At 60.8% G+C, this 25,976-nt stretch carries 27 protein-coding genes; 15 read left to right on the forward strand and 12 right to left on the reverse strand.

Going from position 1 to position 25,976, the window contains the following annotated elements:
* Positions 1 to 5: 5 nt before the first annotated feature.
* The 3 genes from WDN02_RS02195 to WDN02_RS02205 all read left to right on the forward strand — a co-directional run bounded on the left by WDN02_RS02195 (position 6) and on the right by WDN02_RS02205 (position 5,013).
* Complete coding sequence (locus WDN02_RS02195) at positions 6 to 1,517, forward strand: L-aspartate oxidase (protein ID WP_337291947.1); 1,512 nt, start codon at positions 6 to 8, stop codon at positions 1,515 to 1,517.
* Positions 1,517 to 2,368, forward strand: coding sequence for a carboxylating nicotinate-nucleotide diphosphorylase (gene nadC / locus WDN02_RS02200; RefSeq protein WP_337291948.1), 852 nt, complete (start codon positions 1,517 to 1,519; stop codon positions 2,366 to 2,368). The genes WDN02_RS02195 and nadC overlap by 1 nt, the downstream gene beginning before the upstream one ends.
* 281 nt (positions 2,369 to 2,649) lie before the next feature.
* Positions 2,650 to 5,013, forward strand: a complete 2,364-nt coding sequence (locus tag WDN02_RS02205; protein ID WP_337291949.1) for a TonB-dependent receptor — start codon at positions 2,650 to 2,652, stop codon at positions 5,011 to 5,013.
* A 45-nt stretch (positions 5,014 to 5,058) separates the two neighbouring features.
* Here the strand turns inward: WDN02_RS02205 and WDN02_RS02210 are convergent, their stop codons facing one another.
* The gene (locus WDN02_RS02210) at positions 5,059 to 5,301 is read right to left on the reverse strand and encodes a hypothetical protein (protein ID WP_337291950.1); all 243 of its coding nucleotides are present in this window, start codon (positions 5,299 to 5,301) and stop codon (positions 5,059 to 5,061) included.
* A 287-nt stretch (positions 5,302 to 5,588) separates the two neighbouring features.
* On the opposite strand from WDN02_RS02210, the gene rpmH reads away from it, so the two are divergent.
* The 10 genes from rpmH (at position 5,589) to dapE (ending at position 13,724) form a co-directional block, all read left to right on the forward strand.
* Positions 5,589 to 5,723 (forward strand): 50S ribosomal protein L34, encoded by a 135-nt coding sequence (gene rpmH / locus WDN02_RS02215; RefSeq protein WP_337291951.1) that lies wholly within the window; start codon positions 5,589 to 5,591, stop codon positions 5,721 to 5,723.
* Positions 5,724 to 5,775: 52 nt separating this feature from the next.
* Positions 5,776 to 6,180, forward strand: coding sequence for a ribonuclease P protein component (gene rnpA / locus WDN02_RS02220; RefSeq protein WP_337291952.1), 405 nt, complete (start codon positions 5,776 to 5,778; stop codon positions 6,178 to 6,180).
* A 10-nt stretch (positions 6,181 to 6,190) separates the two neighbouring features.
* Positions 6,191 to 8,014, forward strand: a complete 1,824-nt coding sequence (gene yidC / locus WDN02_RS02225) for a membrane protein insertase YidC (protein WP_337291953.1) — start codon at positions 6,191 to 6,193, stop codon at positions 8,012 to 8,014.
* 135 nt (positions 8,015 to 8,149) lie between these two features.
* Positions 8,150 to 8,803, forward strand: a complete 654-nt coding sequence (gene yihA / locus WDN02_RS02230) for a ribosome biogenesis GTP-binding protein YihA/YsxC (RefSeq protein ID WP_337291954.1) — start codon at positions 8,150 to 8,152, stop codon at positions 8,801 to 8,803.
* 123 nt (positions 8,804 to 8,926) lie between these two features.
* Positions 8,927 to 9,823 (forward strand): acetylglutamate kinase, encoded by an 897-nt coding sequence (gene argB / locus WDN02_RS02235; RefSeq protein WP_337291955.1) that lies wholly within the window; start codon positions 8,927 to 8,929, stop codon positions 9,821 to 9,823.
* A 71-nt stretch (positions 9,824 to 9,894) separates the two neighbouring features.
* Positions 9,895 to 10,611: a pyrimidine 5'-nucleotidase gene (locus tag WDN02_RS02240; protein ID WP_337294841.1), complete on the forward strand. Its 717-nt coding sequence runs from the start codon at positions 9,895 to 9,897 to the stop codon at positions 10,609 to 10,611.
* Positions 10,612 to 10,660: 49 nt separating this feature from the next.
* Positions 10,661 to 11,515, forward strand: coding sequence for a 2,3,4,5-tetrahydropyridine-2,6-dicarboxylate N-succinyltransferase (gene dapD, locus WDN02_RS02245; RefSeq protein ID WP_337291956.1), 855 nt, complete (start codon positions 10,661 to 10,663; stop codon positions 11,513 to 11,515).
* A 127-nt stretch (positions 11,516 to 11,642) separates the two neighbouring features.
* Positions 11,643 to 12,128: a hypothetical protein gene (locus WDN02_RS02250; RefSeq protein ID WP_337291957.1), complete on the forward strand. Its 486-nt coding sequence runs from the start codon at positions 11,643 to 11,645 to the stop codon at positions 12,126 to 12,128.
* A gap of 82 nt (positions 12,129 to 12,210) precedes the next feature.
* A complete protein-coding gene (locus WDN02_RS02255; protein ID WP_337291958.1) occupies positions 12,211 to 12,531 on the forward strand; it encodes a DUF805 domain-containing protein in 321 nt (106 codons plus the stop codon).
* A gap of 32 nt (positions 12,532 to 12,563) precedes the next feature.
* Positions 12,564 to 13,724 carry a succinyl-diaminopimelate desuccinylase gene (dapE, locus tag WDN02_RS02260; protein ID WP_337291959.1) on the forward strand — a complete coding sequence of 387 codons (1,161 nt, stop codon included), beginning with the start codon at positions 12,564 to 12,566 and terminating at the stop codon, positions 13,722 to 13,724.
* 54 nt (positions 13,725 to 13,778) lie between these two features.
* Here dapE and lptB read toward each other — a convergent pair whose 3' ends face one another.
* From lptB to WDN02_RS02295, 7 genes are all read right to left on the reverse strand, one after another.
* The gene (gene lptB / locus WDN02_RS02265; RefSeq protein ID WP_337291960.1) at positions 13,779 to 14,876 is read right to left on the reverse strand and encodes an LPS export ABC transporter ATP-binding protein; all 1,098 of its coding nucleotides are present in this window, start codon (positions 14,874 to 14,876) and stop codon (positions 13,779 to 13,781) included.
* Positions 14,873 to 15,502: an LptA/OstA family protein gene (locus tag WDN02_RS02270; RefSeq protein ID WP_337294842.1), complete on the reverse strand. Its 630-nt coding sequence runs from the start codon at positions 15,500 to 15,502 to the stop codon at positions 14,873 to 14,875. Before WDN02_RS02270 ends, lptB begins: the two co-directional genes overlap by 4 nt.
* Positions 15,502 to 16,212: an LPS export ABC transporter periplasmic protein LptC gene (gene lptC, locus WDN02_RS02275; RefSeq protein WP_337291961.1), complete on the reverse strand. Its 711-nt coding sequence runs from the start codon at positions 16,210 to 16,212 to the stop codon at positions 15,502 to 15,504. The genes WDN02_RS02270 and lptC overlap by 1 nt, the downstream gene beginning before the upstream one ends.
* A 214-nt stretch (positions 16,213 to 16,426) precedes the next feature.
* Entirely contained in the window at positions 16,427 to 17,041 is a 615-nt protein-coding gene (locus WDN02_RS02280; RefSeq protein ID WP_337294843.1) for a ribonuclease D, read from the reverse strand.
* A 61-nt stretch (positions 17,042 to 17,102) separates the two neighbouring features.
* Positions 17,103 to 17,879 carry an ABC transporter permease gene (locus tag WDN02_RS02285; RefSeq protein ID WP_337291962.1) on the reverse strand — a complete coding sequence of 259 codons (777 nt, stop codon included), beginning with the start codon at positions 17,877 to 17,879 and terminating at the stop codon, positions 17,103 to 17,105.
* The gene (locus WDN02_RS02290) at positions 17,876 to 18,631 is read right to left on the reverse strand and encodes an ABC transporter ATP-binding protein (RefSeq protein ID WP_337291963.1); all 756 of its coding nucleotides are present in this window, start codon (positions 18,629 to 18,631) and stop codon (positions 17,876 to 17,878) included. The genes WDN02_RS02285 and WDN02_RS02290 overlap by 4 nt, the downstream gene beginning before the upstream one ends.
* Positions 18,628 to 19,623 (reverse strand): ABC transporter substrate-binding protein, encoded by a 996-nt coding sequence (locus tag WDN02_RS02295; protein ID WP_337291964.1) that lies wholly within the window; start codon positions 19,621 to 19,623, stop codon positions 18,628 to 18,630. The genes WDN02_RS02290 and WDN02_RS02295 overlap by 4 nt, the downstream gene beginning before the upstream one ends.
* Before the next feature lie 125 nt (positions 19,624 to 19,748).
* On the opposite strand from WDN02_RS02295, the gene WDN02_RS02300 reads away from it, so the two are divergent.
* Positions 19,749 to 20,558 carry a creatininase family protein gene (locus WDN02_RS02300; protein ID WP_337291965.1) on the forward strand — a complete coding sequence of 270 codons (810 nt, stop codon included), beginning with the start codon at positions 19,749 to 19,751 and terminating at the stop codon, positions 20,556 to 20,558.
* 3 nt (positions 20,559 to 20,561) lie between these two features.
* Here the strand turns inward: WDN02_RS02300 and WDN02_RS02305 are convergent, their stop codons facing one another.
* A complete protein-coding gene (locus WDN02_RS02305) occupies positions 20,562 to 21,275 on the reverse strand; it encodes an RDD family protein (RefSeq protein WP_337291966.1) in 714 nt (237 codons plus the stop codon).
* A gap of 712 nt (positions 21,276 to 21,987) precedes the next feature.
* Here WDN02_RS02305 and WDN02_RS02310 point away from each other — a divergent pair.
* Positions 21,988 to 23,130 (forward strand): type III PLP-dependent enzyme, encoded by a 1,143-nt coding sequence (locus WDN02_RS02310; RefSeq protein WP_337291967.1) that lies wholly within the window; start codon positions 21,988 to 21,990, stop codon positions 23,128 to 23,130.
* 134 nt (positions 23,131 to 23,264) lie between these two features.
* On the opposite strand, the gene WDN02_RS02315 is transcribed toward WDN02_RS02310, so the two are convergent.
* The 3 genes from WDN02_RS02315 to WDN02_RS02325 form a co-directional block, all read right to left on the reverse strand.
* Positions 23,265 to 24,224 (reverse strand): IS5 family transposase, encoded by a 960-nt coding sequence (locus tag WDN02_RS02315; RefSeq protein ID WP_337291968.1) that lies wholly within the window; start codon positions 24,222 to 24,224, stop codon positions 23,265 to 23,267.
* A 253-nt stretch (positions 24,225 to 24,477) separates the two neighbouring features.
* The gene (locus tag WDN02_RS02320) at positions 24,478 to 25,179 is read right to left on the reverse strand and encodes a hypothetical protein (protein ID WP_337291969.1); all 702 of its coding nucleotides are present in this window, start codon (positions 25,177 to 25,179) and stop codon (positions 24,478 to 24,480) included.
* 46 nt (positions 25,180 to 25,225) lie between these two features.
* Entirely contained in the window at positions 25,226 to 25,969 is a 744-nt protein-coding gene (locus WDN02_RS02325) for a hypothetical protein (protein WP_337291970.1), read from the reverse strand.
* Positions 25,970 to 25,976: the final 7 nt, after the last annotated feature.

The raw sequence follows: 25,976 nt of genomic DNA on the forward strand, positions 1-25,976 counted from the left end.
AGCTAATGGACATTCGCGATCTCGAAGGGCGCGTGCTGATCGTCGGCGGCGGTATCGCCGGGCTGATGACGGCGCTGAAGCTTGCACCCGAACCTTGTGTGGTATTGAGCCGCGGCCCCATCGGCGAAGACACGTCGAGCATTCTGGCGCAGGGCGGCGTTGCGGCTTGCATCGGCTCTGACGACAGCGTGGCGTTGCAAGTGGCCGATACGCTCGCCGCGGGCGATGGGCTTTGCGACCCGTCGGTTGTCCAGAAGATTATCGCCGGGGCCCCGGTTGCGATTGCAGACCTCGTGCGTCTTGGCGTGCCGTTCGATCGCGACGCGAACGGCAATTTACGGCGCGGGCTTGAGGCCGCGCACAGCCGTCACCGCATCATTCATGCCGGCGGCGACAAGACCGGCCGCGAGATCACACTGACTTTGGCTGCCGCCGTCCGTTCAGCGCCATCTGTTACGATCCTCGAAGGTTTTGCCGCGCGCCGTTTGAATGTCGAAGATGGTGCGGTGTCGGGCCTCATCGCCGAAAGCGCCGCCGGACCCGTTTTCTTCCGCACCGACCGTGTCGTGATTGCGACCGGCGGCGTCAGCGGATTGTTCGCGCATGGCACAAACCCCGTCGGCTCCTCGGGCCAGGGTCTTGCGATTGCGGCGCGCGCAGGCGCCATATTGAGCGATATGGAATTCGTGCAGTTCCATCCGACCGCGCTCGATGGCGCGGGGCCGCAAGTCAGCCTCATCAGCGAGGCGGTGCGGGGCGAGGGCGCGATCCTCGTCAACGAAGATGGCGAACGCTTCATGGCCAGCGTTGCCGGGGCGGACCTTGCGCCCCGCGATGTCGTCGCCCGCGCCGTCTGGGCGCAATTGCGCGCCGGACATCGCACTTTTCTCGACGCGCGCAATATCGAGGACCTGCCATCGCACTTCCCCGGTGTGACACAGCATTGCCGCGCCGTGGGCGTCGATCCGGTGCGCGATCCGATTCCGGTGCGCCCGGCGGCGCATTATCATATGGGCGGGATCAAGGTGGACATCGAAGGCCGCACGAATATCGATGGGCTGTGGGCGGTCGGCGAAGCCGCCGCCACCGGTCTTCATGGCGCAAACAGACTGGCCAGCAATTCACTGCTCGAAGCTTTGGTCTGTGCGGGCTTCGTTGCCGATAGTCTCAAGGCGGCCCGGCGCCGGGCGTCGCCGGCCACGCCCGCTGCCCAGCCGATGCGCCCGAACGATCTGCAATCGGTTCGCGCCATCGTCTCGCGCGTGGCTGGTGTATTGCGCGATGGCACAGATCTACGCCGCGCCGCGGGCGAACTTTACCCGCTCGCCGCAACCAATGATGCAGCCCTCGTTGCGTTGATGATCGTCACCGCCGCTTTGCGGCGCGAGGAAAGCCGCGGCGCACATTACCGGCTCGATTTTACGCAGAAGGACGCCGCGCCAACATGGCCCCGCGACATAGACGTTGCGCAGGCTTTTGGCGTCGCGCGTGAACTTTCTCTCGCCGACGTCGCCTGATGAATCTGGCGCCCCTGTCGCGGCTCATCCTCGAACCCTTGGTTCGCGCGGCGCTCGTCGAGGATCTCGGCCTTGCCGGCGACATCACGACTAACGCGATCGTGCCGCCCGAAGTCGAAACACAGGCGCTATTCGTCGCGCGCAAGCCGGGCGTCGTCGCCGGCCTCGATCTGGCGAAACTCAGCCTCGAACTTGTTGATCCGTCGCTGACCTTTTCCGTCGCGAAGCCCGACGGTACACATGTCGCGGCTGGCGAGACGATCGCGACCGTCAGCGGCAAGGCGGCGCCGATCCTCATCGGCGAGCGCGTGGCGCTGAATTTTCTCGGCCATCTGAGCGGCATCGCCACGGCAACTGCTAAATTCGTCAAAGCTGTCGAAGGCCACAAGGCGAAGATCGTCTGCACGCGGAAAACCACGCCGGGCCTGCGCGCAATCGAGAAATACGCGGTGCGCGCTGGTGGCGGCCAGAACCATCGCTTCGGCCTCTATGATGAGGTTCTGATCAAGGACAATCATATCGCCATCGCTGGCGGCGTGACGGCGGCGCTCCGGCGGGCCAAGCAGCATGTCGGCCATATGGTCAAAATCGAGATCGAGGTCGATTCGCTCGAACAATTGCGCGAGGCGCTCTCCGAAAAGCCGGATGTCGTCCTGCTCGACAACATGACCCCCGCGCAATTGGCGGAGGCCGTAAAGATCATTGATGGCCGCGCCATTACCGAGGCGTCCGGGGGCGTCTCGCTAGAGACCGCTGCGGCGGTCGCGGCGAGTGGTGTCGATCTCATCGCCATCGGCTGGCTCACGCATAGCGCCCCGACCCTCGATATCGGGCTTGATTTTCCCGACTGACCAATCGCGCCAATTACCGTCCAACGGCGCCGCCCGCAACTATACCTGAAGTATGATACTTTTTGAATAGTTCTATCTATAACAATGACTTATAAGTCATTTGCGGTTGCTATCGGCGGCAAATAAAGAATCATCTTAGCGATCGGACCGAGCTGCATTGGCGCCTGCCAATGCTCGGATCGGAAGGTTTTAAGACCCGCCAATCGCATCGGGGGTGCGACGCTCGGCGCCGTATCAAAGCAGCCGTTTCCGCGGCTGCGAGCTGGTTTGGGGAAATTTCGATGTCATCTTTAATGCTGTGTCCATCGTGGGCACGGTCCGGTGCTGCGCGCGCAAATCGCGGCCATTCTCTTCATCTGGATCGCAATGGCTTAAGGGCGTTTGCCTTTCTGTTCGGTCTCGCGGGCTGGCAAAATTCCGCCGCTGCTCAGAGTGGCGCGGCTGTCACCGACGCCCTGCCGACAATCAATGTCAATGCAGCGCCGTCGCAAGCGACGGGCGCGATAACGCCCGCACCCCAACCCGCTCTCGAACAGCCGGCCGGCGAAACAATCTACACGCAGTCACGCGATAGCTACGACGACAAGCCCGCGCTCACTATCGGCGACATGCTGTCGCAAACGCCGGGCGTGACATTTCAGACCGGCAACGGACCGCGCGACCTCTCGATCTCCATCCGCGGCTCCAACGACCACATGGCCTTCGGCATCCGCAACATTCAGATTCTCGAAGACGGCTTCCCGCTGGTTCAGCCGGACGGACGCGCCCGGGCGGACCTGATCGACCCGCATGCCTATGGCTCTATCGACACCTTCCAGGGGCCCGCCTCGACGCTCTACGGCAATTACGCGACGGGTGGAGCGCTCTTCCTCCACACACGTAATCCGGCCGATATCAATGGCATCGAAATCGGCAGCGATTTCGGCAGCTTTGGAACGATCAACAATCACGTCACGATCGGAGAGACCGGCAAAAACTATCAGCTCTTCATGTTCGGCAGCGACGTGCGCGGCGAAACCGGCATCGCGCACACGCGATATGACACGCCCACGGAAAACGTCCTGCTGCGGGTCGATGCCTCGCCCACCGATCGCTTCATCTTCAAACTCATCAACAACAATACGATCACCGATCAATCGGTCCGCCTGTCGCTTGATCAATTCGAGATCAACCCCTTTCAGAAAGGCTGCGCCGGCCTGCAAAGCGCCGGCTGCGGCAGCGTCACCTTGCTTCGCAATGGTGCCGCCGGCGCGACGGTCAATGTCAGCCCTGAACAGGCCGGATTGCGGCGCGACGACTGGCGCATGCTCGAAGGCGTACGCTGGGAACACGATATCGATGCCAATACGCTCGTGCGCACGCAGGTGACTTACGATCGGCTGAAGATCGATCAACCGAATACGGCGGTGTCGGAGGCTGGCAATTTCGATTCCGTCGATGTGCGTTCGGACATCACGAACAATAACGCGGTCTTCTCGCGGCCATTGACATCCTTCGCCGGCATCGATTTCAACTATCTCGACTTCGGTGACCATTTCCACAATTTGCTGCCGACCGGCGACGCCGCAGTCGGCCCACTGTCGCAAACATTGTTCGGCCACGAGTGGAACGCCAGCGCGCGCTTTCAGGAAGATCAGCAATTCGCAAAGAATTGGGATTTCGTCACCGGCCTTGGCGGCGAATTCACCCACATCAATGGCACCGAAACAAATTTCAACACGAGCCTGCCAAGCGATGCGGCCTCAAGCATCATCCCGGCCGATCGCAGCTTCTTCAATCTCGCGCCGGAAGCCTCGCTGATCTACACGCCCAACCAGGAATGGACGTTGCACAGCCGCGTCGGCACGGGCTACGGCACGCCGCAGCCAAACGCCTTGTTCACCACGCCGCAGGGTACATTTGGCAACAACACGCAATTGAAGGCGCAGTCGAACGTCGGGTTCGATCTTGGCGCGCAATGGACGCCTCTGCATTCCGTGAGCATTCAGGCGACCGGGTTCTACGAATTCTTCCGTAACGAGCAAATTACGCAGAGCGCCGGCGCGGGCTTGCAGAATTTCACGTTCAACGCGCCGGCCTCGCAGCATCGCGGCGTCGAGCTTGCGGCACTTTGGCAGCCGCTGCCGCAGCAATTGCCGGAGGCGCACCTGCAATTGTCCTATCTTTACGACAACCAGATCTACACGAACTTCAGTGACACGCTCTCGAATGCAACCACGACGGCGAGCTTTGGCCGCAACGGCAACGCAATTCCCGGCGTGGTGCCGCATTTCCTCGACGCGCGTTTCCTCTATGATGAAGACCATGGCCCGCTCAAGGGCGCCGGCGGATTTGTCGAACTCGTCTACCGCAGCTCGTTTTATCTCGACAACGCCAACCTGCTTCAGGCGCCGGGCTACGAAATCGTCAACGCCGGCCTTCACTATGACCCGCCTGTGGAGGCCGGTCCGCTCCATAAGGTGCATATCTATTTCGAGGTCGAGAACCTGCTCAACAAAACCTACGTCGGCTCTGCCTCAAACATCACAGATACCTTGGGGGCGAATGGTCAAGTTGGCGATGCCGCGACATTGGCCGCACATACCGGATCGATCTTTGCGGGCAATCCACGGGGCTTTTACGGCGGCTTCAGACTGTCATTTTGAGGAAGCCCCGCCTCAAACCCCTCAGCCGTGGCGGGCTATTTTCCGCTAACCGCCCATCACCGGAGTCCGGTCCCAAATGCTCGGGATCAATTCGCCGCACTGATTGATATAGGCATAGTCGCGCTGGTCGATCGAACAGGGCCGATTGTAGTAGCCTGAATGCCAATGATGATGACCATGGACGTGGAGCGGTGGGTAAGCCCAATCATTCGTCGATTGCTGGGCGAATCCCATGCTCGCCGAGCCTAACAACGCAGCCGCAGCCAAAGCCAAAACCCATCTGGACATTGCGCGATCCTTCCATCCAACTCCGTAACTTGGCAATGTATTCAATATAAGCTTGGTTCGCTAAAAAGGCATTGCGCGACGTTGGCGCAAATTGACTTTCCGGCCGCGTTGCCCTTATAAACCGCGCTTGGCTGTTTTATGCAGGGCCGACTTTGAGAAGTCTTCGATTTTTCAGGGCCATGCTTGAGGGCTGTGTCTTCCCCGCTTGTTAATCTCCCGATCCGGCGTTGCCGGCGGGCGGATTTCGCGTTGACGGCGCAGCCAAATATTCGTGACGGAGCGAAAAAGTGAAGCGGACTTATCAACCCAGCAAGCTGGTGCGCAAGCGCCGCCACGGCTTTCGCGCCCGTATGGCGACGGTCGGCGGCCGCAAAGTGATCGCGACCCGGCGCGCACGCGGCCGCAAGCGGCTCTCGGCCTGAGCCGCGCCGCTCCGCTCCTCAATTTTTGAGGCATGCCGCCTCAGGACGGCCCATGCACAAGTCCGAGATCGCCGGCCGCGAATATCCGCCAGCTCGGCTGAGGACGCGGGCCGAGTTCGTCCGCACCGCCAAGGGGCGTCGCTTGCGCACGCCTTGTTTCAGCCTTCAGATGATGGCCCGGACGGCCTTGTCAGAGCCACAACCGCCGCGTTTCGGTTTCACGGTGACGAAGAAGCTTGGCAATGCCGTGCTACGTAACCGCATTCGCCGCCGCCTGAAAGAAGCCCTGCGGCGCGGGGCGGCGCTTTCCGGACGTCCAGACCATGATTATGTAATCCTCGCGCAGCCAGCCGCGCTGACCGAAGATTTCGCCGCGTTGCAGTTACAGATCAGCCAGGCCATTGCCGACATTCACGCGCCGCCACGCAAGCGCCGCACGCCATTGATGAAGGACTAGTTTCCGCGCCATGCCGCAAAATAATCGCAACCTCGTCTTGGCGATGGCCCTCTCGATCCTCGTGATCATCGGCTGGAATTATTTCTTCGCCGCCCCGCAATATCAGAAAGAGCATTCGGCCCAGCTGGCGCAACAGCAGGGGCAGCCGGTCCAACAGGCGCCGGGCTCACCCAATTCCTTGCCGCCGCGTTCACCCAACGCCCCACCGCAGGGCGGCCCGGCGAATGAAACGCCGCAGGCGATCATGACCCGCGACGCGGCGCTCGCGGCAACGACGCGCGTGCCGCTCGACAGCACGGCTTTGTTCGGCTCGATCAACCTCACCGGCGCGCGGATCGACGATGTTTCGCTCAAGGCCTATCGCGAAACGCCAAATCCCAAGAGCCCGAACATCGTCCTGCTCTCGCCCTCCTCCGCGCCCACGCCCTATTATGCGGAGATAGGCTATGTCAGCGCCACCGCAGGTCTGCCGCTGCCGGGCGCGACGACTGTCTGGAAATCCGACGGCGGCAAACTGACGTCCGAGACGCCGGTAACCCTGACCGCCGACAATGGTCACGGCCTGATCTTCCATCGCCGCATCGCCGTCGATGACCATTACATGTTCACCGTCACCGACACGATCGAGAACAAGACCGGCGCGGCCGTCACGCTTTATCCCTATTCGCTCGTCACGCGCCACGGCAAACCGAAGACATCAGGGTATTCGGTTCTGCACGAAGGCATGGTTGGCGTTGTCGGCGATTCCGGCGTGCAGGAGCCAACCTACGATTCGATCCTCAAGGAAGCGAATGCGACGCAGACGCTGTCCGGCACGGGCGGCTGGCTCGGCTTCACAGATAAATATTGGGGCGCGGTTGTCGTTCCTGACCAGCACGTCAACTATCAAGGCGCCTTCCGCGCCTGGGACGACAACGGCCACAAGGATTATCAAGCCGATTATCGCGCCGATCCGATCACAATCGCGGCGGGGGCTTCGAGCAATGTGACCTCGCGCGTCTTTGCCGGCGCCAAGGAAACGCGGCTGCTTGACGCCTATCAGAAAGACCTCGGCATCGAGCGCTTCGAGCTGATGATCGACTGGGGCTGGTTCTACTTCATTACCAAGCCGATGTTCTGGCTGCTCGACAGCATCTACAAAGTCGTCGGCAATTTCGGCATCGCCATTCTGATCGTCACCGTGCTGATCAAGGCCGTCTTCTTCCCGCTGGCCAATCGTTCCTATCTGTCGATGGCGAAGATGAAGGCGGTGCAGCCGCAGATGACGGCGATCCGCGAGCGCTATGCCGACGACAAGATCAAGCAGCAGCAAGAGCTGATGGATCTCTACAAGCGCGAGAAGATCAATCCGGTTTCGGGTTGTCTTCCGATGATTATCCAGATCCCCGTCTTCTTCTCGCTCTATAAGGTGCTGTTCATCACCATCGAAATGCGTCAGGCGCCGTTCTTCGGCTGGATCAAAGACCTGTCGCAACCCGACCCGACGAATATCTTCACCCTGTTCGGTCTTCTCCACTACGATCCGACGGTGCTGCCGCTGGTCGGTCATTTCCTCAACATCGGCATCTGGCCGCTGATCATGGGCATCTCGATGTTCGTCCAGATGAAGATGAACCCCGAGCCGCCGGATCCGGTGCAAAAGCAGATGTTCACCTGGATGCCGGTGATCTTCACCTTCATGCTCGGCTCGTTCCCGTCCGGTCTCGTGATCTACTGGACCTGGAACAATTCGTTGTCCGTGCTTCAGCAATCGCTGATCATGGCGCGTGCGGGCGTCAAAATCGAGTTGTGGGACAATCTCGCCAATATATTCCGCAAGAAGGCGACGACCTGATCGTTCGCGCAACGTCATTGCGAGGCGTCGCTGGCGATGTTTCGCAACAGCGACATCGCAAGTGCGCGAAGCAATCCAGAAAATAAAGGCTGGATTGCTTCGCTCGCAATGACCTGCAACCCGCAAAGTGTAGCTATGCCCGACGCCGAGACCGAAGATTTTCAGGAGGCCGGGCGTAAGCTTTTCGCGCAACCTTGCGATTTTATCTGGGCCGCGACCGACGCCGCGCAATTGCCACCGCCGGGCACGCCCGAAATCGCATTCGCTGGTCGCTCCAATGTGGGCAAATCCTCGCTGCTCAATGCCCTCACCCGCCGCAATGCCCTGGCCCGTACATCGAATACGCCGGGACGCACGCAAGCCCTGAATTTCTTCGCGCTCGGTGAGCCGCCGCGGCTGCGACTCGTCGATATGCCGGGCTATGGTTATGCGGCGGTGGGCAAAGCCAAGGTCGCCGCCTGGACCGGAATGATGCACGATTATCTGCGCGGCCGTGCCGATCTGATGCGCGTCTTCGTCCTGATTGACGGACGTCATGGTCTGAAGCCGATCGACAATGAGATGTTCGACCAGCTCGACAAGGCCGCCGTCTCCTATCAAATCATCCTGACCAAGGCGGACGAGGTTAAAATCTCCGAGCGGGAGCGACGGCTCGCCGCCACAATTGCAGCCCTTGCCAAGCGGCCAGCCGCCTTTCCCGAGATCATCCTGACCTCGGCCGAGACCGGCGCCGGAATTGCCGACCTTCGCGGGGCGATCGCGAAACTGCTGGCCGAACATTCATCGTAAGGTCACGTCTCCCGGTCTAAGCGACGGGTTCTGATGATTTATCGAATGAGCGCGGAAAACCGCTTCGCACTTTTCCTCCCTTCGCTCCGGCGTTAAAAGGCCGCTCCAACTCGGATGAGCACGATGTCAGAATCAGCGCAGGAAAGCGCACAGCGGCAAGCCGAAATCCTGATGCAGGCGCTGCCGCACATGCTGCATTACGACGACGCGATCGTCGTGGTGAAATACGGCGGCCATGCGATGGGCGACGAGAGCGTCGCCCGCAGCTTCGCCCGCGATATGGTTCTGCTCGAACAATCCGGTGTCAATCCGGTCGTCGTCCACGGCGGCGGCCCGCAGATCGGCGCCATGCTGAAAAAACTCGGCATCAAGTCGGAGTTCTCCGCCGGGCTGCGCATCACGGATCGCGCCACCGTCGAGATCGTCGAAATGGTGCTCGCCGGCTCGATCAACAAGCAGATCGTCGGCTTCATCAATGCCCAAGGCGGCCGCGCCATCGGCCTCTCCGGCAAAGACGGCAACATGGTTACGGCGCGGAAATTCGTCCACACAGTTGAATCGCCCTTTACCGGCGAGCCGGAGGAAGTCGATCTCGGCTTCGTCGGCGAGCCGAGCAAAGTCGACACCACCGTTCTTGATCAGGTGCTCGGCCGCGAATTGATCCCGGTGCTCGCGCCGATCGCACAAGGCAGCGAGGGCGAGACCTACAACGTCAATGCCGACACGTTCGCCGGGGCCATCGCCGGCGCGCTCGGCGCCAAGCGCTTGCTCTTCCTGACGGATGTGCCCGGCGTACTCGACCGCGATGGTAACCTGATCCATGAATTGCGGATGGATGAAATCCGTGCGCTGATCGCCGACGGCACGATCACGGGCGGTATGATCCCCAAGGTCGAGACCTGCATCTATGCGCTGGAGCAGGGCGTCGAAGGCGTCGTGATTCTCGACGGCAAGTTGCCGCACGCCGTGCTCATCGAGCTTCTGACCGACCACGGCGCGGGAACCCTGATCAAAAGGTGACAACGAAGATCACGAGGAACAAGACGCGGCGTCCGCCGGAAGAGATTTTCGGCGGCGCCGGGCCGCAAGCATTGGCGCCCGGCGGTGGCCCCTTTGGACATATCGAGACCTGGGTTTTCGATCTCGACAATACGCTTTATCCCGCCGATTCCGATCTCTGGCCGAAGATCGATCATCGCATCACCGAGTTCATGATCGCCCTCTTCGGGCTCGACGGCATTTCGGCGCGTGCACTGCAAAAATATTATTACCAATATTACGGCACGACGTTGCGCGGGCTGATCGAAGACCACGGGGTCAGCGCCGTCGAATTCCTCGCCTATGTCCACGACATTGACCGCTCGACATTGGTGCCCAACCCGCCACTCGCTGCAGCGATTGCGGCCCTGCCCGGCCGCAAACTGATCCTCACCAACGGGTCGCGCAAACACGCCATGCTGACGACAGAAGCGCTTGGCCTCGGCGCCAGCTTCGAGGACATTTTCGACATTATCGACGCCGAGCTTGTGCCGAAGCCCGAGCTGCGCACCTACCAGCGCTTCTTCGACAAACACAATGTCGATCCTGAGACGGCGGTGATGTTCGAAGACATCGAGCGCAATCTCATCGTCCCGCATCAGCGCGGCATGAAGACGGTGCTTGTCACGCCGAGGCCCGGCCAGACAGACCATCGCGAGCCGTTTGAAATTCCTGGCTCGCTCGCGTTGCCGCATGTCCATTTCGTCACCAGCGACCTTGGCGGGTTCCTTGCCGAAATCCTTGCCGAAAGAGCAAGCGCGAGCCATTGACTCCGCCGCCCGCACGGCCGAAACCTCGCCACGTTTTGCGGAGTGACCGATGAGCCAAAATCTCGAAAAGATTATCGAAACCGCCTTCGAGGATCGCGCCAACGTCAGCGCCGCGACCCAGGGTGAGGTTCGCGAGGCGGTCGAGGCGGTGCTCGATGGGCTCGACCATGGCAAATTGCGGGTCGTTGCACGTGTGCCGGGCGCGACGGGCCAAGCGGGCTGGCGCACCAATCAATGGATCAAGAAGGCCATCCTTCTGTCGTTTCGGCTCAACGATTCAGAGCTGATCCCCGGCGGCCCCGCTGGGGCGACCTGGTGGGACAAGGTCGAGATGAAATTCGCGGGATGGGATGCCGCCGCTTTCGGGGCTGCGGGATTTCGCGCCGTGCCGGGCGCCATCGTGCGCCGCTCCGCCTATGTGGCGCCGGGCGTCGTCGTCATGCCGTCCTTCATCAATCTCGGCGCTTATGTCGATGAAGGCACGATGGTCGACACTTGGGTGACGGTCGGTTCCTGCGCCCAGATCGGCAAGAACGTGCATCTCTCCGGCGGCGTCGGCATCGGCGGCGTGCTTGAGCCGTTGCAGGCCAATCCGACGATCATCGAGGACAACTGCTTCATCGGCGCGCGGTCCGAAGTCGTCGAGGGCGTCGTCGTCGGCGAAGGCGCGGTGCTGGCGATGGGGACATTCATCTCTGCCTCAACGAAGATCATCGATCGGGCCACCGGACATGTCCTCTACGGCCACGTGCCGCCCTATTCCGTGGTTGTGCCCGGGGCCTTGCCCGGCAAGCCATTGCCCGATGGCACGCCCGGCCCTTCGCTTGCCTGCGCTGTCATCGTCAAAACGGTGGATGCCAAGACCCGTGCCAAGACGGGCATCAACGAGCTTTTGAGAGATTGATGACGCAACCCAGAGTATCGGACCGAAAAGTGCATTGCGATCTCGCTGTTGCGATAGATCGCCAGCGATGCGGTTTTCGGCATAAATCCGATGCGATTAAAAAAGTTAAAGGTGTTGAGCGATTCATATGAACACCCACCGCTCCGACCTCTCTTTTCTCTATCGCTCGGACGAAGGCGAGATCGATGCGGCGACCTGGTGGCGCGGCGCCTTGATGCTCACCGGCATTTTTGCCGTTCTCACGCTCGGCTGGATCCTGATCGAGCCCTTTGCCGACAAGAGCCTGGCGACCACTGTCATCGGCACGATCGTCGTATTGACCGGCAATCTCTATCGCCTTGCCTACGGCTTCATCTGCGTGCTGCTGCTGATTTGCCTCTATAATCTTAGCGCCAAGCGCTGGCGCAATCTCGGCCGCCCGTCGAGTTTCGCCGGAATCCTGCCTTTGGCTGCCGCCATCACCGCGGCGCTCTATTGGCTTGAACCGCGCGTCGAGGGGGACCTGCCATATTATTGGATCGTCGCCGCGGACATCGTCCTGGCCGGTATTTTCCTTTGGAGTGTCATAGAACTCGGCGATATTCGTGCGCGCATTACGGCACTGCGGCGTTGACCCTTTTGCGGTGAATTGCGAACGTGGCGCATTGAGCTTCTGAGAAAATTTGGAGGGGACGATGGATTGGGGAGATCTTTTCTTGAGCAGTGCTGGCCGGCTCGACCGCCAGCCATTCTGGACCGGCCTGATTGTCCTTTTCATTATCTCTCTCGTCCTGCGGCTGTTCTTTCTGCTGGTCTTCGGACACCATAGCTCCGTTGGTCATGTCTTCTTTCTCGCCGTCGAACTGCCGCTGCTCTACGCTTTTGTAAACATCAGCATCAAGCGCTTCCACGACCGCGACAAATCCGGCTGGTGGGTGCTGATCGTGCTGGTCCCGCTTATCGGCGAACTCTGGTATCTGATCGACGCAGGTTTCCTGCCGGGCACCGATGGACCCAATCGCTACGATCCGACTTGACGGCGGTTGCTGTCGCTTCCACTAAGTTTCGCATGTCGCCACACTCCGAAACCGCGCGCCAGCTCGTGCGCGATTTGATCCGCTGCCCTTCCGTGACGCCGCAGGACGGCGGCGCGCTTGGCCTGCTTGAAGAACGCCTCAAACCGGCAGGCTTCACGACGCACCGGCTGCGGTTCACCGAGACAGGCACGCCGGACATCGACAATCTTTACGCGCGGATCGGGAGGGGCGCGCCTTACCTCGTGTTCGCCGGACATACCGATGTGGTGCCGCCGGGCGACACGGCCGCCTGGCGTTTCGATCCCTTTTCGGGCGAGATCGCCGACGGTCAGGTATGGGGCCGTGGCGCCGCCGACATGAAGGGCGCTGTCGCGGCCTTCGCCGCCGCCGCGCTCGATTATGCCGCCGCAAATCCGGCCTTCAAAGGCTCGATCGGCCTTCTCATCACCGGCGATGAAGAAGGACCCGCCGTCAACGGCACGGTGAAATTGCTGCAATGGGCGGACGGACAAGGCGAGCGTTTCGACCATTGTATTGTCGGTGAGCCAACCAATACCGAAGCGCTCGGCGATACCATCAAGATTGGCCGGCGCGGATCGCTCACCGGCGAATTGATCGTCCATGGCACGCAAGGCCACGTTGCTTATCCACAGCGCGCCGACAATCCCATCCCGCATATGCTGCGCCTGCTCGCGGCTTTGACCGAACCGCCGCTCGACGAAGGCTCGCAGCGTTTCGATCCGAGCCATCTCGAAATTCTCACCGTCGATGTCGGTAATCCGGCAACGAATGTCATTCCGGCAAAGGCACATGCGCGCTTCAACATTCGCTTCAACGATCTTTGGACGCCGGAGACCTTGGAAGCCGAGATCGCGCGACGCTGCACGGCCGTGACGGATGGCGGCCACTACGAGCTGAGCTTCCATCCCTGTAATGCGCTCGCCTTCGTGACCGAAGCCGATCATTTCACCGATCTTGCCGTCGAGGCCATTGCCGCACATACCGGGCGCATCGCTCATTTCTCGACCTCGGGCGGCACCTCCGACGCGCGTTTCGTTCGCGCCTATTGCCCGGTCATCGAATTCGGTCTCGTCGGCGAGACAATGCACAAGATCGACGAGCATGTATCGCTCGCCGATATTGATACGCTCACCGCGATCTACCGCGAGATACTGGATCGCTATTTCGCGTGATTGTTCTGATGCGTCGAATGAATCCGAAGGCGGCTCCCGCTTTCCGGTTCAATGCTACATCCTGAAGCTCTCGCCGAGATAGAAGCGGCGCACGTCGGCATTGGCGACGATCTCTTCGGGCGAGCCTTCGGTCAGAATGCCGCCGCTGTGGACGATATAGGCGCGATCAATCAGATCGAGCGTCTCGCGCACGTTATGGTCGGTGATGAGCACGCCGATGCCGCGCCGCTTCAAATGCTGGACGAGCTGGCGGATGTCGCCGATGGCAATCGGATCGATACCGGCGAACGGCTCATCGAGCAGCATGAAGGACGGATGGCCGGCAAGGGAGCGGGCGATTTCGCAGCGGCGCCGCTCGCCGCCGGAAAGTGCGATCGCCGGCACTTTACGCAACCGGGCAATGTCGAATTCTGCGAGAAGCGCCTCGAGTTCGTCAGCGCGCTTCGTCTTGTCCGGCTGCGTGATTTCGAGCACGGCACGAATATTTTCTTCGACGGTCAGGCCGCGAAAGATCGACGCCTCCTGTGGCAGATAGCCGATGCCGAGCCGGGCGCGACGATACATGGGCAGCGCGGTCACGTCATAATCGTCGAGCATGATCAGGCCGGAATCGGGCCGGATGAGCCCGGTGATCATATAAAACAGCGTCGTCTTGCCGGCACCGTTCGGCCCCAGCAGGCCAACCGCTTCGCCGCGCTGGACCATCAGGCTGACATCTTTGACGATCTGGCGTTTGCGATAGGCCTTGCTCAACCCCTGAACGATGAGTGAGCCGTCCGGCCGCGGGGGGTGAGCCTCCCTGTCTGCCGACGCAGCAGGCGCTGCAGTCCGTGGCCGCGCTGCGTTTGACGACTCGCGGCGCGGCGCAGGCGCTTCATCGAGCGCCGCAGGCGGCTCGGTCCATGTCGTGCCCCAGTTTTCGAGGTCTTGCGGCAGCCAGTCCGGTGACAGTGCCTCTTGTGCTTCAGCGCCTTCCGGACTGTTGAAAAGCAATTCCTCCGCGCTATGCGCCGGCGCGGCCGCTGACGCGCCATTGCGGCGGCCGAAAATGCCCCGCAGCCAAGTCGTCACGCCCGCCTCATGTGCGGCTGAGCCCGTTGTCGCCATGGAGTTAGGATTGGCACGAAAGTCGCCCCCCGAACCTGTCGTCATTGTTCCGCAGACTCCGGGCGGTGAACGCCGGCCCTATGCAATCTTTTCGGCTTTGGCTTCGCGGGATCGGTTGTATCGGTGCTGCTCGTGCTGTTGTCGCTGTCAGGAATAAACAGGCTACGCACATGGCCTGTCACCACAGCCTGTGTCGTCTTGAGATCATAGACGATATGGTCACCCAGCGTCACATTCGGTCCCTGGGTGAGCCGGACGTTGCCGTCAAGATAAACCTTGTTCTCGCCCTTCTGATAAATGCCGGAATCGCCGGTTGCGACCTGATCCTTGGAGATCAAGGTCACCGGGCCGACCGCCTCCATGCGGCGGACGCGATCCGACGAGGACGTCTTCGGCGCATTCGTGCCCCCCGCTTTGGGCGCGAGAAAGACCGTGAGCCTCGGCGTCTTCAAAATCGTATCGCCGCGCGTCGCAACGACATCGCCGGTGTAGATCATTTTCTGTTGCTTATCGAAGTAATCGAGCTGGGCGGCAACGATGTTGATCGGCGTTTGATCGGCGCTCTTGGCAAAAGCTGCATTGGCGAAAGCGCCGCCCCCGCCGAGCCCACATAGGCCGGCGAAACCGCAAAGCACAGCACGACGAAGGAAATTGCGGGCCAATGGCTGCATCACGGCTGCGGTTCCGGCGCCGCCGCGCCAGTATTGGCGTCGCCAGGATCGACGACCGAATTGACATGCCCGCGGAACGAGATTTTGTGGCCGTCGTCCGAAATCGCCATGTGATCGGCATTCACCACGCTGCCGCCCGAAAGCAGAAGCTTAACCGGCGTATCCGTAATCATCTTGCCGGAGACGAAGTCCATTTCGGCCTTCTGAGTAAACATGTCGTAGCCCGCGTCGGTATTCTTGATTCGGACATTGTGGTTGAGCCACACATAGTCACGCGTGCTGTCATAAACACCCGAGAGGGCGGTGATTCGTGCCGTGGTGCGATCATCGAGCCCAACCTTGGCATCGACACCGGCGAGCTTGATGACGGAAGGGTTCAGGATGTCCTGCGTGCCGGAGGCGCCGGTCAGCTCGAACGGTTGCCCATTTTGGCGGACGCCTTGCATCTTCGGCGTGGACAGGGTGACAATGGTCCCGTTGATCCCCACGGCGCCGCTCGTCAGATTTTTCTGAAGCTGCCGGAATGGATTGAACAGGATCAGAAAACCCACGATCAGCACAACCAGCGCGGCGCCGGCGATAATGAAATGGCGCAGGTAGCGAACGAAGATCGAGTGCCAACGGGCACGCCGCACAGCATGGCGTGACGCGCCCGCAGAAAGATCGAGCCGGCTTGTACCCGTCGCGGGTGCCCGCGTGAGATCCGTCATCCGCAAATCCATGTCCAGCGGCTAAGCGGCAATTTTGCCGAATTCACGACCCTGCCCGATAAGGCTGGCGGCGGCCGGTGTATTCCTCACAAATCTTAGCCTATTCTATCCTATGGCATGGGTGCGGCGCCATGCCCTTTCAAATCCACGGGAATTCCCGTGAACGGTGCTTAAGCGGGGCTATCCGTACGCGGCTTGACTGCCGCGCGGAGGCCTATTCGTGTGAAAAAATGTCCGAATCCGGCCAGCCGGCGAGATCGAGCTTGGCGCGGGTTGGCAAAAACTCGAAACAGGATGCCGCGAGTTCGGTACGGTTCTCGCGCGCCAGCATCGCGTCAAGCTTGCCGCGGAGTGCGTGCAGATGCAGCACGTCGGAGGCTGCGTAGGCGAGCTGAGCCTCGCTCAAGCTGTCGGCCGCCCAATCCGAGGATTGCTGCTGTTTCGAGAGATCGACGCCCAAAAGCTCCCGGACGAGATCTTTCAGCCCATGACGGTCGGTGTAGGTACGGGTCAGCTTCGAGGCGATCTTGGTGCAATAGAGCGGCGCTGCCATTGTGCCGAAGGCCCGATAAAGCACCGCAATGTCGAAACGCGCGAAATGAAATAGCTTGGTCACAGCCGGATCGGCCAGGAGCCGCGTCAGGTTCGGCGCCGCCGTCTGCCCCGCCGCGATCTGAACAACATGGGCGTCGCCGTCACCAGCCGAAAGCTGCACCACGCACAGCCGGTCACGATACGGCACGAGGCCGAGCGTCTCGGTATCGATCGCGACGCTGTCGCCGAAGCTCAGGCCGTCGGGCAGATCACCTTTATGGAAATTGATCGTCATGGACTTCAGCGGCGCGGGAATTGTCAGCGCCGGGTAGCATCCGGCGTCACGCTTAGCAAGCTCATGTCGCGTCGGACGCACGCTCATCCCAACGGCGCAAAACCCAATGCGACAAGGCTGCGAGCGCGACATAGATGGCGATGCCGGTCACCGCAACGAGCGCCAGCGCCGCGAACATGCGCGGAATATTCAGCCGGTAGCCTGCCTCGACGATGCGAAAAGCGAGGCCGGATTGGCCGCCCTGTGTGCCTGCCGTCAGTTCCGCAGCGATGGCGCCGATCAGGGCGAGACCGCCGCCGATACGCAGGCCGGCGAAAAAGAGCGGCAGCGCCGCCGGGATTTTGAGACGCCACAAGGTCTGCCAGCGTGAAGCGCCATAAAGAGCAAAGAGATCGCGCAAATTACGCCCCGCCGAAGCAAGCCCGAGCGTCGTATTGGCGAGAATTGGGAAGAAGGCGACGAGGAAGGCGCAAAGCAGCACCGCCAAAGCCGGCGCGCAATAAATCAGCAGCAGCGGCGCGATGGCAATGATCGGCGTCACCTGCAAAATCACCGCGAACGGCAGAAACGCCCGTTCCAGCCATCGCCATTGCGCAAACAAAATCGCGATGAGCACGCCGCCCAAAGTGGCCGCGACAAGACCTTCGAGCGTGATCGACAGAGTGACCCAGAGCGCCGGCAACAAGATCGCGCGGTCGGCGACGAGCGTCGCCCCGATGACGCTCGGCGGCGGCAGAATATAAGGCGGGATATGCCAAACATGGACGATCGTCTCCCAGGCGGCAAGAAAGCCGAGGAAGGCGAGAATTGGCGGCATGACGCGACGCAAGAACGTCATTGCACCGCCCCCGCCGCGCGCGCCAGGGCTTTCGAGGCGCGCGCGCAATCTTCAAGATAGGCTGCGCTTGCCCGCGGTTCCGGCGATTGGTGAAAGCCCTGATCGATCGACATCTCTTCGACAATGCGGCCCGGCCGCGGTGCCATCACGACGACGCGGGTCGCGAGATAGACCGCCTCGTAGATCGAATGCGTCACGAAGACGATGGTCGTCGCCAATTCTTTCTTCAATCGCAGCAGGTCGTCGTTGAGTTGAAACCGGCCGATTTCGTCGATCGCGGCGAACGGCTCATCCATCAGCAGCAGTTTGGGGCGGGACGCGAGGGCGCGGGCAATCGAAACGCGCATCCGCATCCCACCGGACAATTCGCGCGGGAGCGCTTTGGCGAATTGCGTAAGGCCGACGAGCGCGAGAACCTCGTCGCAACGTTGACGGGCCTCGGCCTTCGGCAGCCTTTGCAGACGCAGCGGCAATTCAACATTGGCGCGGACATCAGCCCAGGGCATCAACGTCGCTTCCTGGAATACGAAACCGATATCGCCCGGACGCCAGACAGCGCCTTGTACCTCGCCGGATGAAGGCCGTTCCAACCCCGCGATCAGCCGCAGCACTGTGGATTTTCCGCACCCCGACGGCCCAAGCAGGGTCAACAGTTCGCCTTCGCGGACCGCGAGGTCGAGGCCATCGAGTGCCTGCGTGCCGTTGGGAAAAGTCTTGGCGATGCCGCTGAGCGCGACCAGCGTCTCGCTCATGGCTTCGGGCGCAAGTCCAATCCGACACCCTGATCGACGAAGGAAAGCGTATAAGCTTTTTTGTAATCGAGGTCCGGCTTGAACAATTTCGCGGCAACCATCTGCGCGAAGAAGGCCTTCATCCGCGCATCGGTTATCGCGCCAATCCCGAGTTTCAGCGCATCGCCGGAATCGACGATGCCATATTTGCGCAGCGCCGCGATGGAATAGGCGAGCTGGGCGTCGGTGATGTCGGGATTGTCCTGCCGGATGAGCGCATTGGCTTTGGAATTATCGCCGTAGAGATAATGATACCAGCCGATGATCGAGGCCTCGACGAAGCGGCGGACAAGATCAGGATTTTTCTCGATCAGATCGCGCCGCGTCTCAATCATCGTCGAATAGGATTGATAGCCGAAGTCGGCAGCGAGAAAGACGTTTGGCGTGAAGCCACCCTGTTGCGCGATGGCATAGGGCTCGGATGTCACATAGCCCTGCTGGATCGAAGCCTTGTCGGCGATGAAAGGCGCCGAATTGAACGTATAGAGCTTCACTCTGTCTTCGCTGAAGCCATAGGTCAGTTTCAGCCATTGATAGACGGTAACAAGCGCGTCATTGCCGACGATGGCGGTTGCCTTCGGCAGATCGCTGAAATGATCGTAGCCCGCATTCGGATGCGACATCAGAATGAACGGATCTTTCTGAAACATGGCCGCAACGGCAACGATCGGCACGTCCTGCGCAACCGAATCGAACGCCTGGATCATGTTTGCGCCCATGTCGAAGTCGATGCGCCCGGCAGCGAGCAGCAGACGATTGTTGCTCTGCGGGCCGCCTTGCAGGATCGTCACGTCGAGGCCGTATTTGCGATAGGTGCCGTCAGCCAGCGCCTGATAGAAGCCGCCGTGCTCGGCCTCGGCGCGCCAGTTCGTGCCGAAGGTCACCTTGTCGAGAGCGAGAGCGGGCGCCGCAAAGCCGAGAAGCGCGCATAGCGCCGCCAAAAACCGTCTCATGTCTGCTTGGCCCCTCCGCTCTGGCCGCATGTTTCGCCCGGACGGCGTTGTGGCGCAAGGGCTTGCCCCGCGGCTCGCCTTCGGGCCTAGTAGCGGCGTAGTTTTGGCGAAGCGCTGAGGAAAGAATGCTGCCGACACGCTTCTGGGCGGAAATGACCTGGCACGATTTTCAGGCGCCGGAAATCGCGGAGACCATTGCCGTGCTGCCCGTCGCCGCAGTCGAGCAGCATGGGCCGCATCTGCCGCTTGGCGTCGATCTGATGCTCATGGAAGGCTATATCGAGCGCGTCGTCGATCGTCTGCCGGACGAACTGCCGGTGCTGTTTCTGCCGGTTCAGCCTGTCGGCGTCTCGACCGAGCACGAAAATTTTCCCGGCACGCTGAGCCTTTCACCGGCAAGCCTTCTGAACATTCTGAACGACATCGGCGCGAGCGTTGCCCGCGCGGGCGTACGCAAGCTCGTGCTGCTCAATTCGCACGGTGGCAACGTGCCCCTCCTCGACATGGCTGCGCAGGATCTCCGCGCGAAGCATAGTCTCCTCGCCGTCAAGGCGACGTGGCACCGCTTCGGTTACCCGGACGGGCTCTTTTCCGAAGAGGAGTTGAAGTACGGCATTCATGCCGGCGACGTTGAAACCTCGCTGATGCTGAGTTTCCGTCCCGATCTCGTGCGCGATGAAGAGCGCGAGAATTTCGCCTCGGCAGCTGAATCGATTGAATCTGATTTCACCTGGCTACGCACCGGCCGGCCGACCGGCTTCGGCTGGATGTCGCAGGATTTGTCGGCATCCGGTGCCATGGGCAATGCGGCCGAAGCGACGGCGGAAAAAGGTGAAGCCTCGGCGGATTACGGCGTCACCGCCTTCATCGAACTTTTGCAGGATGTCGAAGCCTTCGACCTCGCACGTCTGCGCGATGCGCCGGGCAAGGACTGATCCTTAGAGTTTGCCGTGGACCACTCTGGTGCCGCAGATAATGTCGTGCAGGCCGGTCTTCTCCCGCGTCCAGCCGATCATCATGAAACCTACGTAAAGCGTAAGACCGTCGAGAATGTAGGCGAGCCAGCGGCCGAACGCGAGCCAAGGACCGACGGGTTCGCCCGTCACGGTAATGATGTGCAGGCCAAGCAGGCGCTTGCCCGGCGTCGCCTGCCAGGTGCCGGCGTTGAAATAGACATTGTAGCCGATCGTCAGAGCAAACCCGACGATCCAGAACAGCGCAACGAAACTATGCGGCAGCGGCGCGCCGCCCGCGGGTGGCTGGACCTTCCCGAGCACGCCGGCAAGCGCCAGGACGATGCCGAGTACCGCGCCGATGGCGAGAGAAAAGAGCTCAAGCACAATCACGTCAATGATGTAGGCGAGAAGCCTGACCCAGAAGCCGGCATATTGGACATCGCCGATGGCCGCGACCCCGGCGTCCGGCAGCGCAGGCGGCAGCAGAGCTGCGAAGACCGGGACGTCGGCGAGCCGTTGCCACTCCGTTGCACCGACTTCGGCGACATGGGTCTCGGCGCCAATCTCGCGCTTGGCGATCATGTCTTTGAGCACATAGCCCGTGAAAGGACCGTCCGCTTGCGCCGGACCCTGCACGTACCAATTCGTTTCGAACGGATGTTTCGGCGGTATAGGCGGCGGAATATCGGACGCCATCAATGTCTCCTTGAAGCTTCGAAGCAAACTAGCAGGCGCGCGCGCGGCGAAGTCAACGCAGGCAATATTTTGGCGATGCATTTCAATTATAAGACGACGCGCGGCGACGCCGGAAGCGAAGCGTCATCACCAGCGCGAGACGTTCTTAACTGAGTGTGAAAGTTGCTCGCGGACACACGCCGTCGTTTCCTGGCCCGTCAGGCAAAAAAAATCCTTGTAAAGCCCGCGAATCTTCTTATTTGTGGGCTTGCCCAAATCGCACGTGCCTGTGGTCGTGTGTCGATTGGCGGGGATCCGGACAAGAGGCCGGTTAACCGCCGCCAAAAATCGGCAGCCGGAGCGAACCGGTGAACCCCGCCAAACGGGGGACACGACTTAAAGCAACGACGGACCGGGCTTTTTCGTCTCTGCCAGCTTCCAAAACTGGCTTACCGAAGAGGCTAGTCTTTCTTGCCGGGCGTGCGGAGCGGGACTCCATCCCATCTCCAAACGAAGGCCATGAGGTTTCATAACGGCAATTTGCCGTGCGAACCGCATTGCCGACGGCGCAGCATCTGGTTTCCGCAACGCGAGTCTCCTCGCGGGGTGGCATCCAGCGATGACGGGAGCGGTGAGCGGTGGCGTCTCCACAATGCGCCAGGATCCACCTTCGTCATCATCCCAAGCTTGTTTCGCTTCTGCGTGGGGAACCGCGCTTCGAGGGGATGCCGCGATGACCGATCGTATCCAAGAATTCCTGCGTGATCGACGCCAGAAAGGCATCGAGGATGGCCCATGCCTTGTCCTCGACCTCGACGTCGTGCGCGACAATTACACAGCGTTCAACAAGGCGCTGCCCGACACGCGCATCTTCTATGCCGTCAAGGCGAATCCCGACGCGCAGGTGCTCTCGCTGCTCGCCAGCCTTGGCTCGTGCTTTGACACGGCCTCCGTTGTCGAGATCGAGCAAGCGCTTGCCGCTGGCGCGACGCCCGATCGCATCAGTTTCGGCAACACGATCAAGAAGGAGCGTGACATCGCCCGCGCCTATGCGCTGGGCGTGCGCCTCTTCGCGGTCGATTGCGAAGCCGAAGTCGAGAAGATCGCCCGCGCCGCGCCCGGTGCGAAGGTGTTCTGCCGCATCCTTTGCAACGGCGACGGTGCCGAATGGCCGCTATCGCGCAAGTTTGGCTGCGTGCCGGAGATGGCAGCGCGGGTGCTGGAACACGCCCATCGGCTGGGGCTTGTCGCCTACGGCCTCTCCTTCCATGTCGGCTCGCAGCAACGCAACCCGAAGAGCTGGGACGCGGCGCTGCAGGCGTCAGCGGCGATCTTCCGTGATCTCGCCGAGCGCGGTATCTCGCTCCAGATGGTCAACCTCGGCGGCGGCTTTCCGACAAAGTACCTGAAGGACGTGCCGGCGGTGCGGGCCTATGGCCAGGCGATCTTCCGGGCTTTGCGCAAGCATTTCGGCAACCGTATTCCGGAGACGATTATCGAGCCGGGTCGCGGCATGGTCGGCAACGCCGGCATGATCGAGGCCGAGGTCGTGCTCATCTCGAAGAAGTCGGACGACGACAAGATGCGCTGGGTCTATCTCGACATCGGCAAGTTCAACGGACTTGCCGAGACGATGGACGAGATGATCCGTTATCCGATTCGTACCGCCTTCGACGAAGATACGATGGAGCCCTGCATCATCGCCGGGCCATCGTGCGACTCGGTCGATGTACTCTACGAAAAGGAGCCCTATCCGCTCCCCCTCAGCCTAGAGATCGGCGCCAAAGTGCTGATCGAGGGAACAGGCGCTTATACGACGACCTATTCGGCCGTCGGCTTCAACGGCTTTCCACCGCTGAAGTCGTACGTCATCTGAGAGACCTGTGCGCGGGCAGCCTTTATTATTGAATTAGCTGACTTTTGGCGTGGTTATCGTTGTTCCGCTTTTCGACCGCCGGACTGTTGTCCCGCTACAGCCGTTGAGCCTCGATTGAGGATGGTTTCTTGTGATCAAGCCTTTGATTCAAGCCTTTGATTCAAGCCTTGGCGGCGATCGTGAGCGTGCGTTTCATATTGTAGGCGATGGCGGTGAAATGGATTTGCACAGCAGCTTTGGCAAGTCCTTCGCCATCGCATGCGTCGAAGACCGTAGCTGCGTTTCCAGGTCCCGAAGATCTTCTCGATCCGCCCGCGGATGCGGTGAATGGGCCGGTTCCAGGCATGAAGGCGTGCCGATGTTTCGGCTTCGTCACGGCCCCACATGCCGGTGGCGACGATACGAGGCGTCCCGCCCTTCGCACGCACGGCCGCCGCGAAATGGCTTCCTCGATAAGCACTGTCGGCAAACACCTCGCCGGGATTGGCCGGCAGAGCATCGGGGCCAGCCCTGCCATCGTTGACATTGGCAGGCGTGACGGCAAGTTCCTCGACAAGGGCAGTATCGGCATCGGCGCCGACATGGGCCTTGAAACCATGAACCGCCGGTCTGCCCTTGTGTTTGACCCAATGCGCTTCGCCGTCACCCTCGCTGGTCGAGGCAATGATCGTCGCATCGACAAGCGTGCCGGTCTTCACACGGATCGCCTTTGCCTTGAGCTGACGAGTGATTTCCTCGAACAGGATCCTGTCCAAGCCATGGCCAACAAGGGCCTTTCGGAAACGCACAAAAGCCGTGCGCTCGGGTGTCGGCTCCGAAACCGAAAATCCGCAGAAGCGTCGGAACGAGCCTCTGTCATCCAGCGCCTCGGCAAGCTTGACGTCTGACAAGTCGTACCAGATTGAAAGCAGCATCGCCTTGAACAACGACAGTGGCGGCCAGGCCGGCTCTCCCTTGGCAGCACAGGAAATCACACGCAGGGCACAATCGATCGGCGTCCAGTCGATCAGTTCGACAAGATCATCCAGCGAGGAGCGTTGGTCGCGATCAGTGGCAAAACCAAATCTCTCCTGACCAATGCGCCGACGTGCCATCGCATTCCTCAATCCATTGTTCAGACCAATGGAATCATAAATGCCAACCCTCGTCCAGCGACCCGCGCACAGGTCTCATCTGAAGCGTTTTCAAGCGAAGTGGAAACCAGTTCGCGTAAAGAAAACGCGTCAAAAGAAATGAGAGCATCGGACCGAAAAGTGCGAAGCGGTTTTCGGACAAGTCCGATGCGATGGAAAATATAAGCATGCCTTGGGCGGAGAGACATCTCCGCCCTTTTTATTGAAGTTTCCTTCAGCCCAGATGTTCGCTCTCGCTGAGCGTCATGCGCAGTTCGAAGCTCTTGAATTGCGAGAACACGCGCCACACCCAATCGCGCAACCCGGCGCGCAGCACGATCGACATGTCGGAGGGCGGCGCGCGCATGAATTGCGAAAGCGAGAAGCCGGGCTTGTCGATCGTCGCCTGAAGCAAGGGATCGATGCGGCCGATCTTGAAACTCCGCAAGGCCGGCCCGCCCGGCTCGTCCGCAGCCTCGGGACTCGTCATCTGAGTCTGGACCATTATGACCTGCAGGCCGGGATAGCGTTCCCCAATCCGTGCCGCGACATCTGCCGCACGCGGCGAGCCGTCGTCGACGTAAAGCAGGATCGGTTCGACGCCGCGCGACCGCGCCTCGGTGATAAAGCCGGTATGATCGATGAGGGTGAAGAAGGCCTCGAACGAGCGGTGCCAGAGATCGATAATTTTAGGGATTGAATCGTTCTCGAGCAGCGGATCGATCAAAGCCATCTGGCCCTGGATGGTGCTGATATCTGCGACAATGGCCTCGTCGGGAAAGCGACGGGCAAAATCCGGCTCGTGCGCGTCAGTGTCGAAGCCGCGAAATGTGCGCCGGCTGGCAAGAAAGTAATCGCCGAGGAGGCGCGCCGCAGTCGTCTTACCGGCATGGCCGGACAGCGAACAAACGACAAAAACGAAGGTCCTCGCGGTCATGGGATGATGACCGCGAAAGCGAGGCGCAGTGTCTTAATGGCGCAGGTTAGCCGCGGCCATTCACGAGATCGAGCAAGCGGATACGGTTGAACTCGTCCGCATTCTTGTTTTGCCATGTACGCACGTAGCCACGCAGAGTAAAAGAATGGTTCGCCGGCTCGCCGGATGCAGTCTTGTCGGCGACGAACGTCGATAGGGGCGTGCCCGCAAGTTCGACCTGCTCATACGCCATCGCGTTGAGCTTCGGGATCGTCACGTCGTTCGCGTTTTTCACCTTGCCGAAATAGGTCTGCAACGTCGCCGGATCCCAGTCGAAGAACGTCGAGTCGTTGACGTAATTCTTGACGAGGAAATAATGCGCGTCCGCGACATAGGGCGCGGTTTCGTTGATTTCCGACAGCGATGCGATCGACGGCCCGAGGATGTGGAAGAGAACGAAATTGAACTCTCCCGCCTTCGCCGCATCGAGAAAGCCGACATCGCGCAGCGCCGCCAGGCTTGAGGCCAGCGCCCCGGCGCGGGTATCGATCAATGTCACCTTCACCTGCGAGGTGTTCAGCGTATCGAGAATACGCATCTGATCCGGCGTCTGATTGATGTCGACGACCTGCGTGATCTCGGGATGAAATCGCTGGAGCGTGCCGCGCGGCGTCTCGGTGTCGAAGGCGCGGACGATGACGTTATTGCTTGCGAGGAAATCGAGGAGCGAGCGCGCTACAGTTGTCTTGCCGACCCCACCTTTGTCGGCGCCGACCATGATCAGCGTTGGCTTCATCTGGTTGTGCCCCATTCCCGGT

It is taken from the genome of Methylovirgula sp. (assembly GCF_037200945.1).
Taxonomy (GTDB): domain Bacteria; phylum Pseudomonadota; class Alphaproteobacteria; order Rhizobiales; family Beijerinckiaceae; genus Methylovirgula.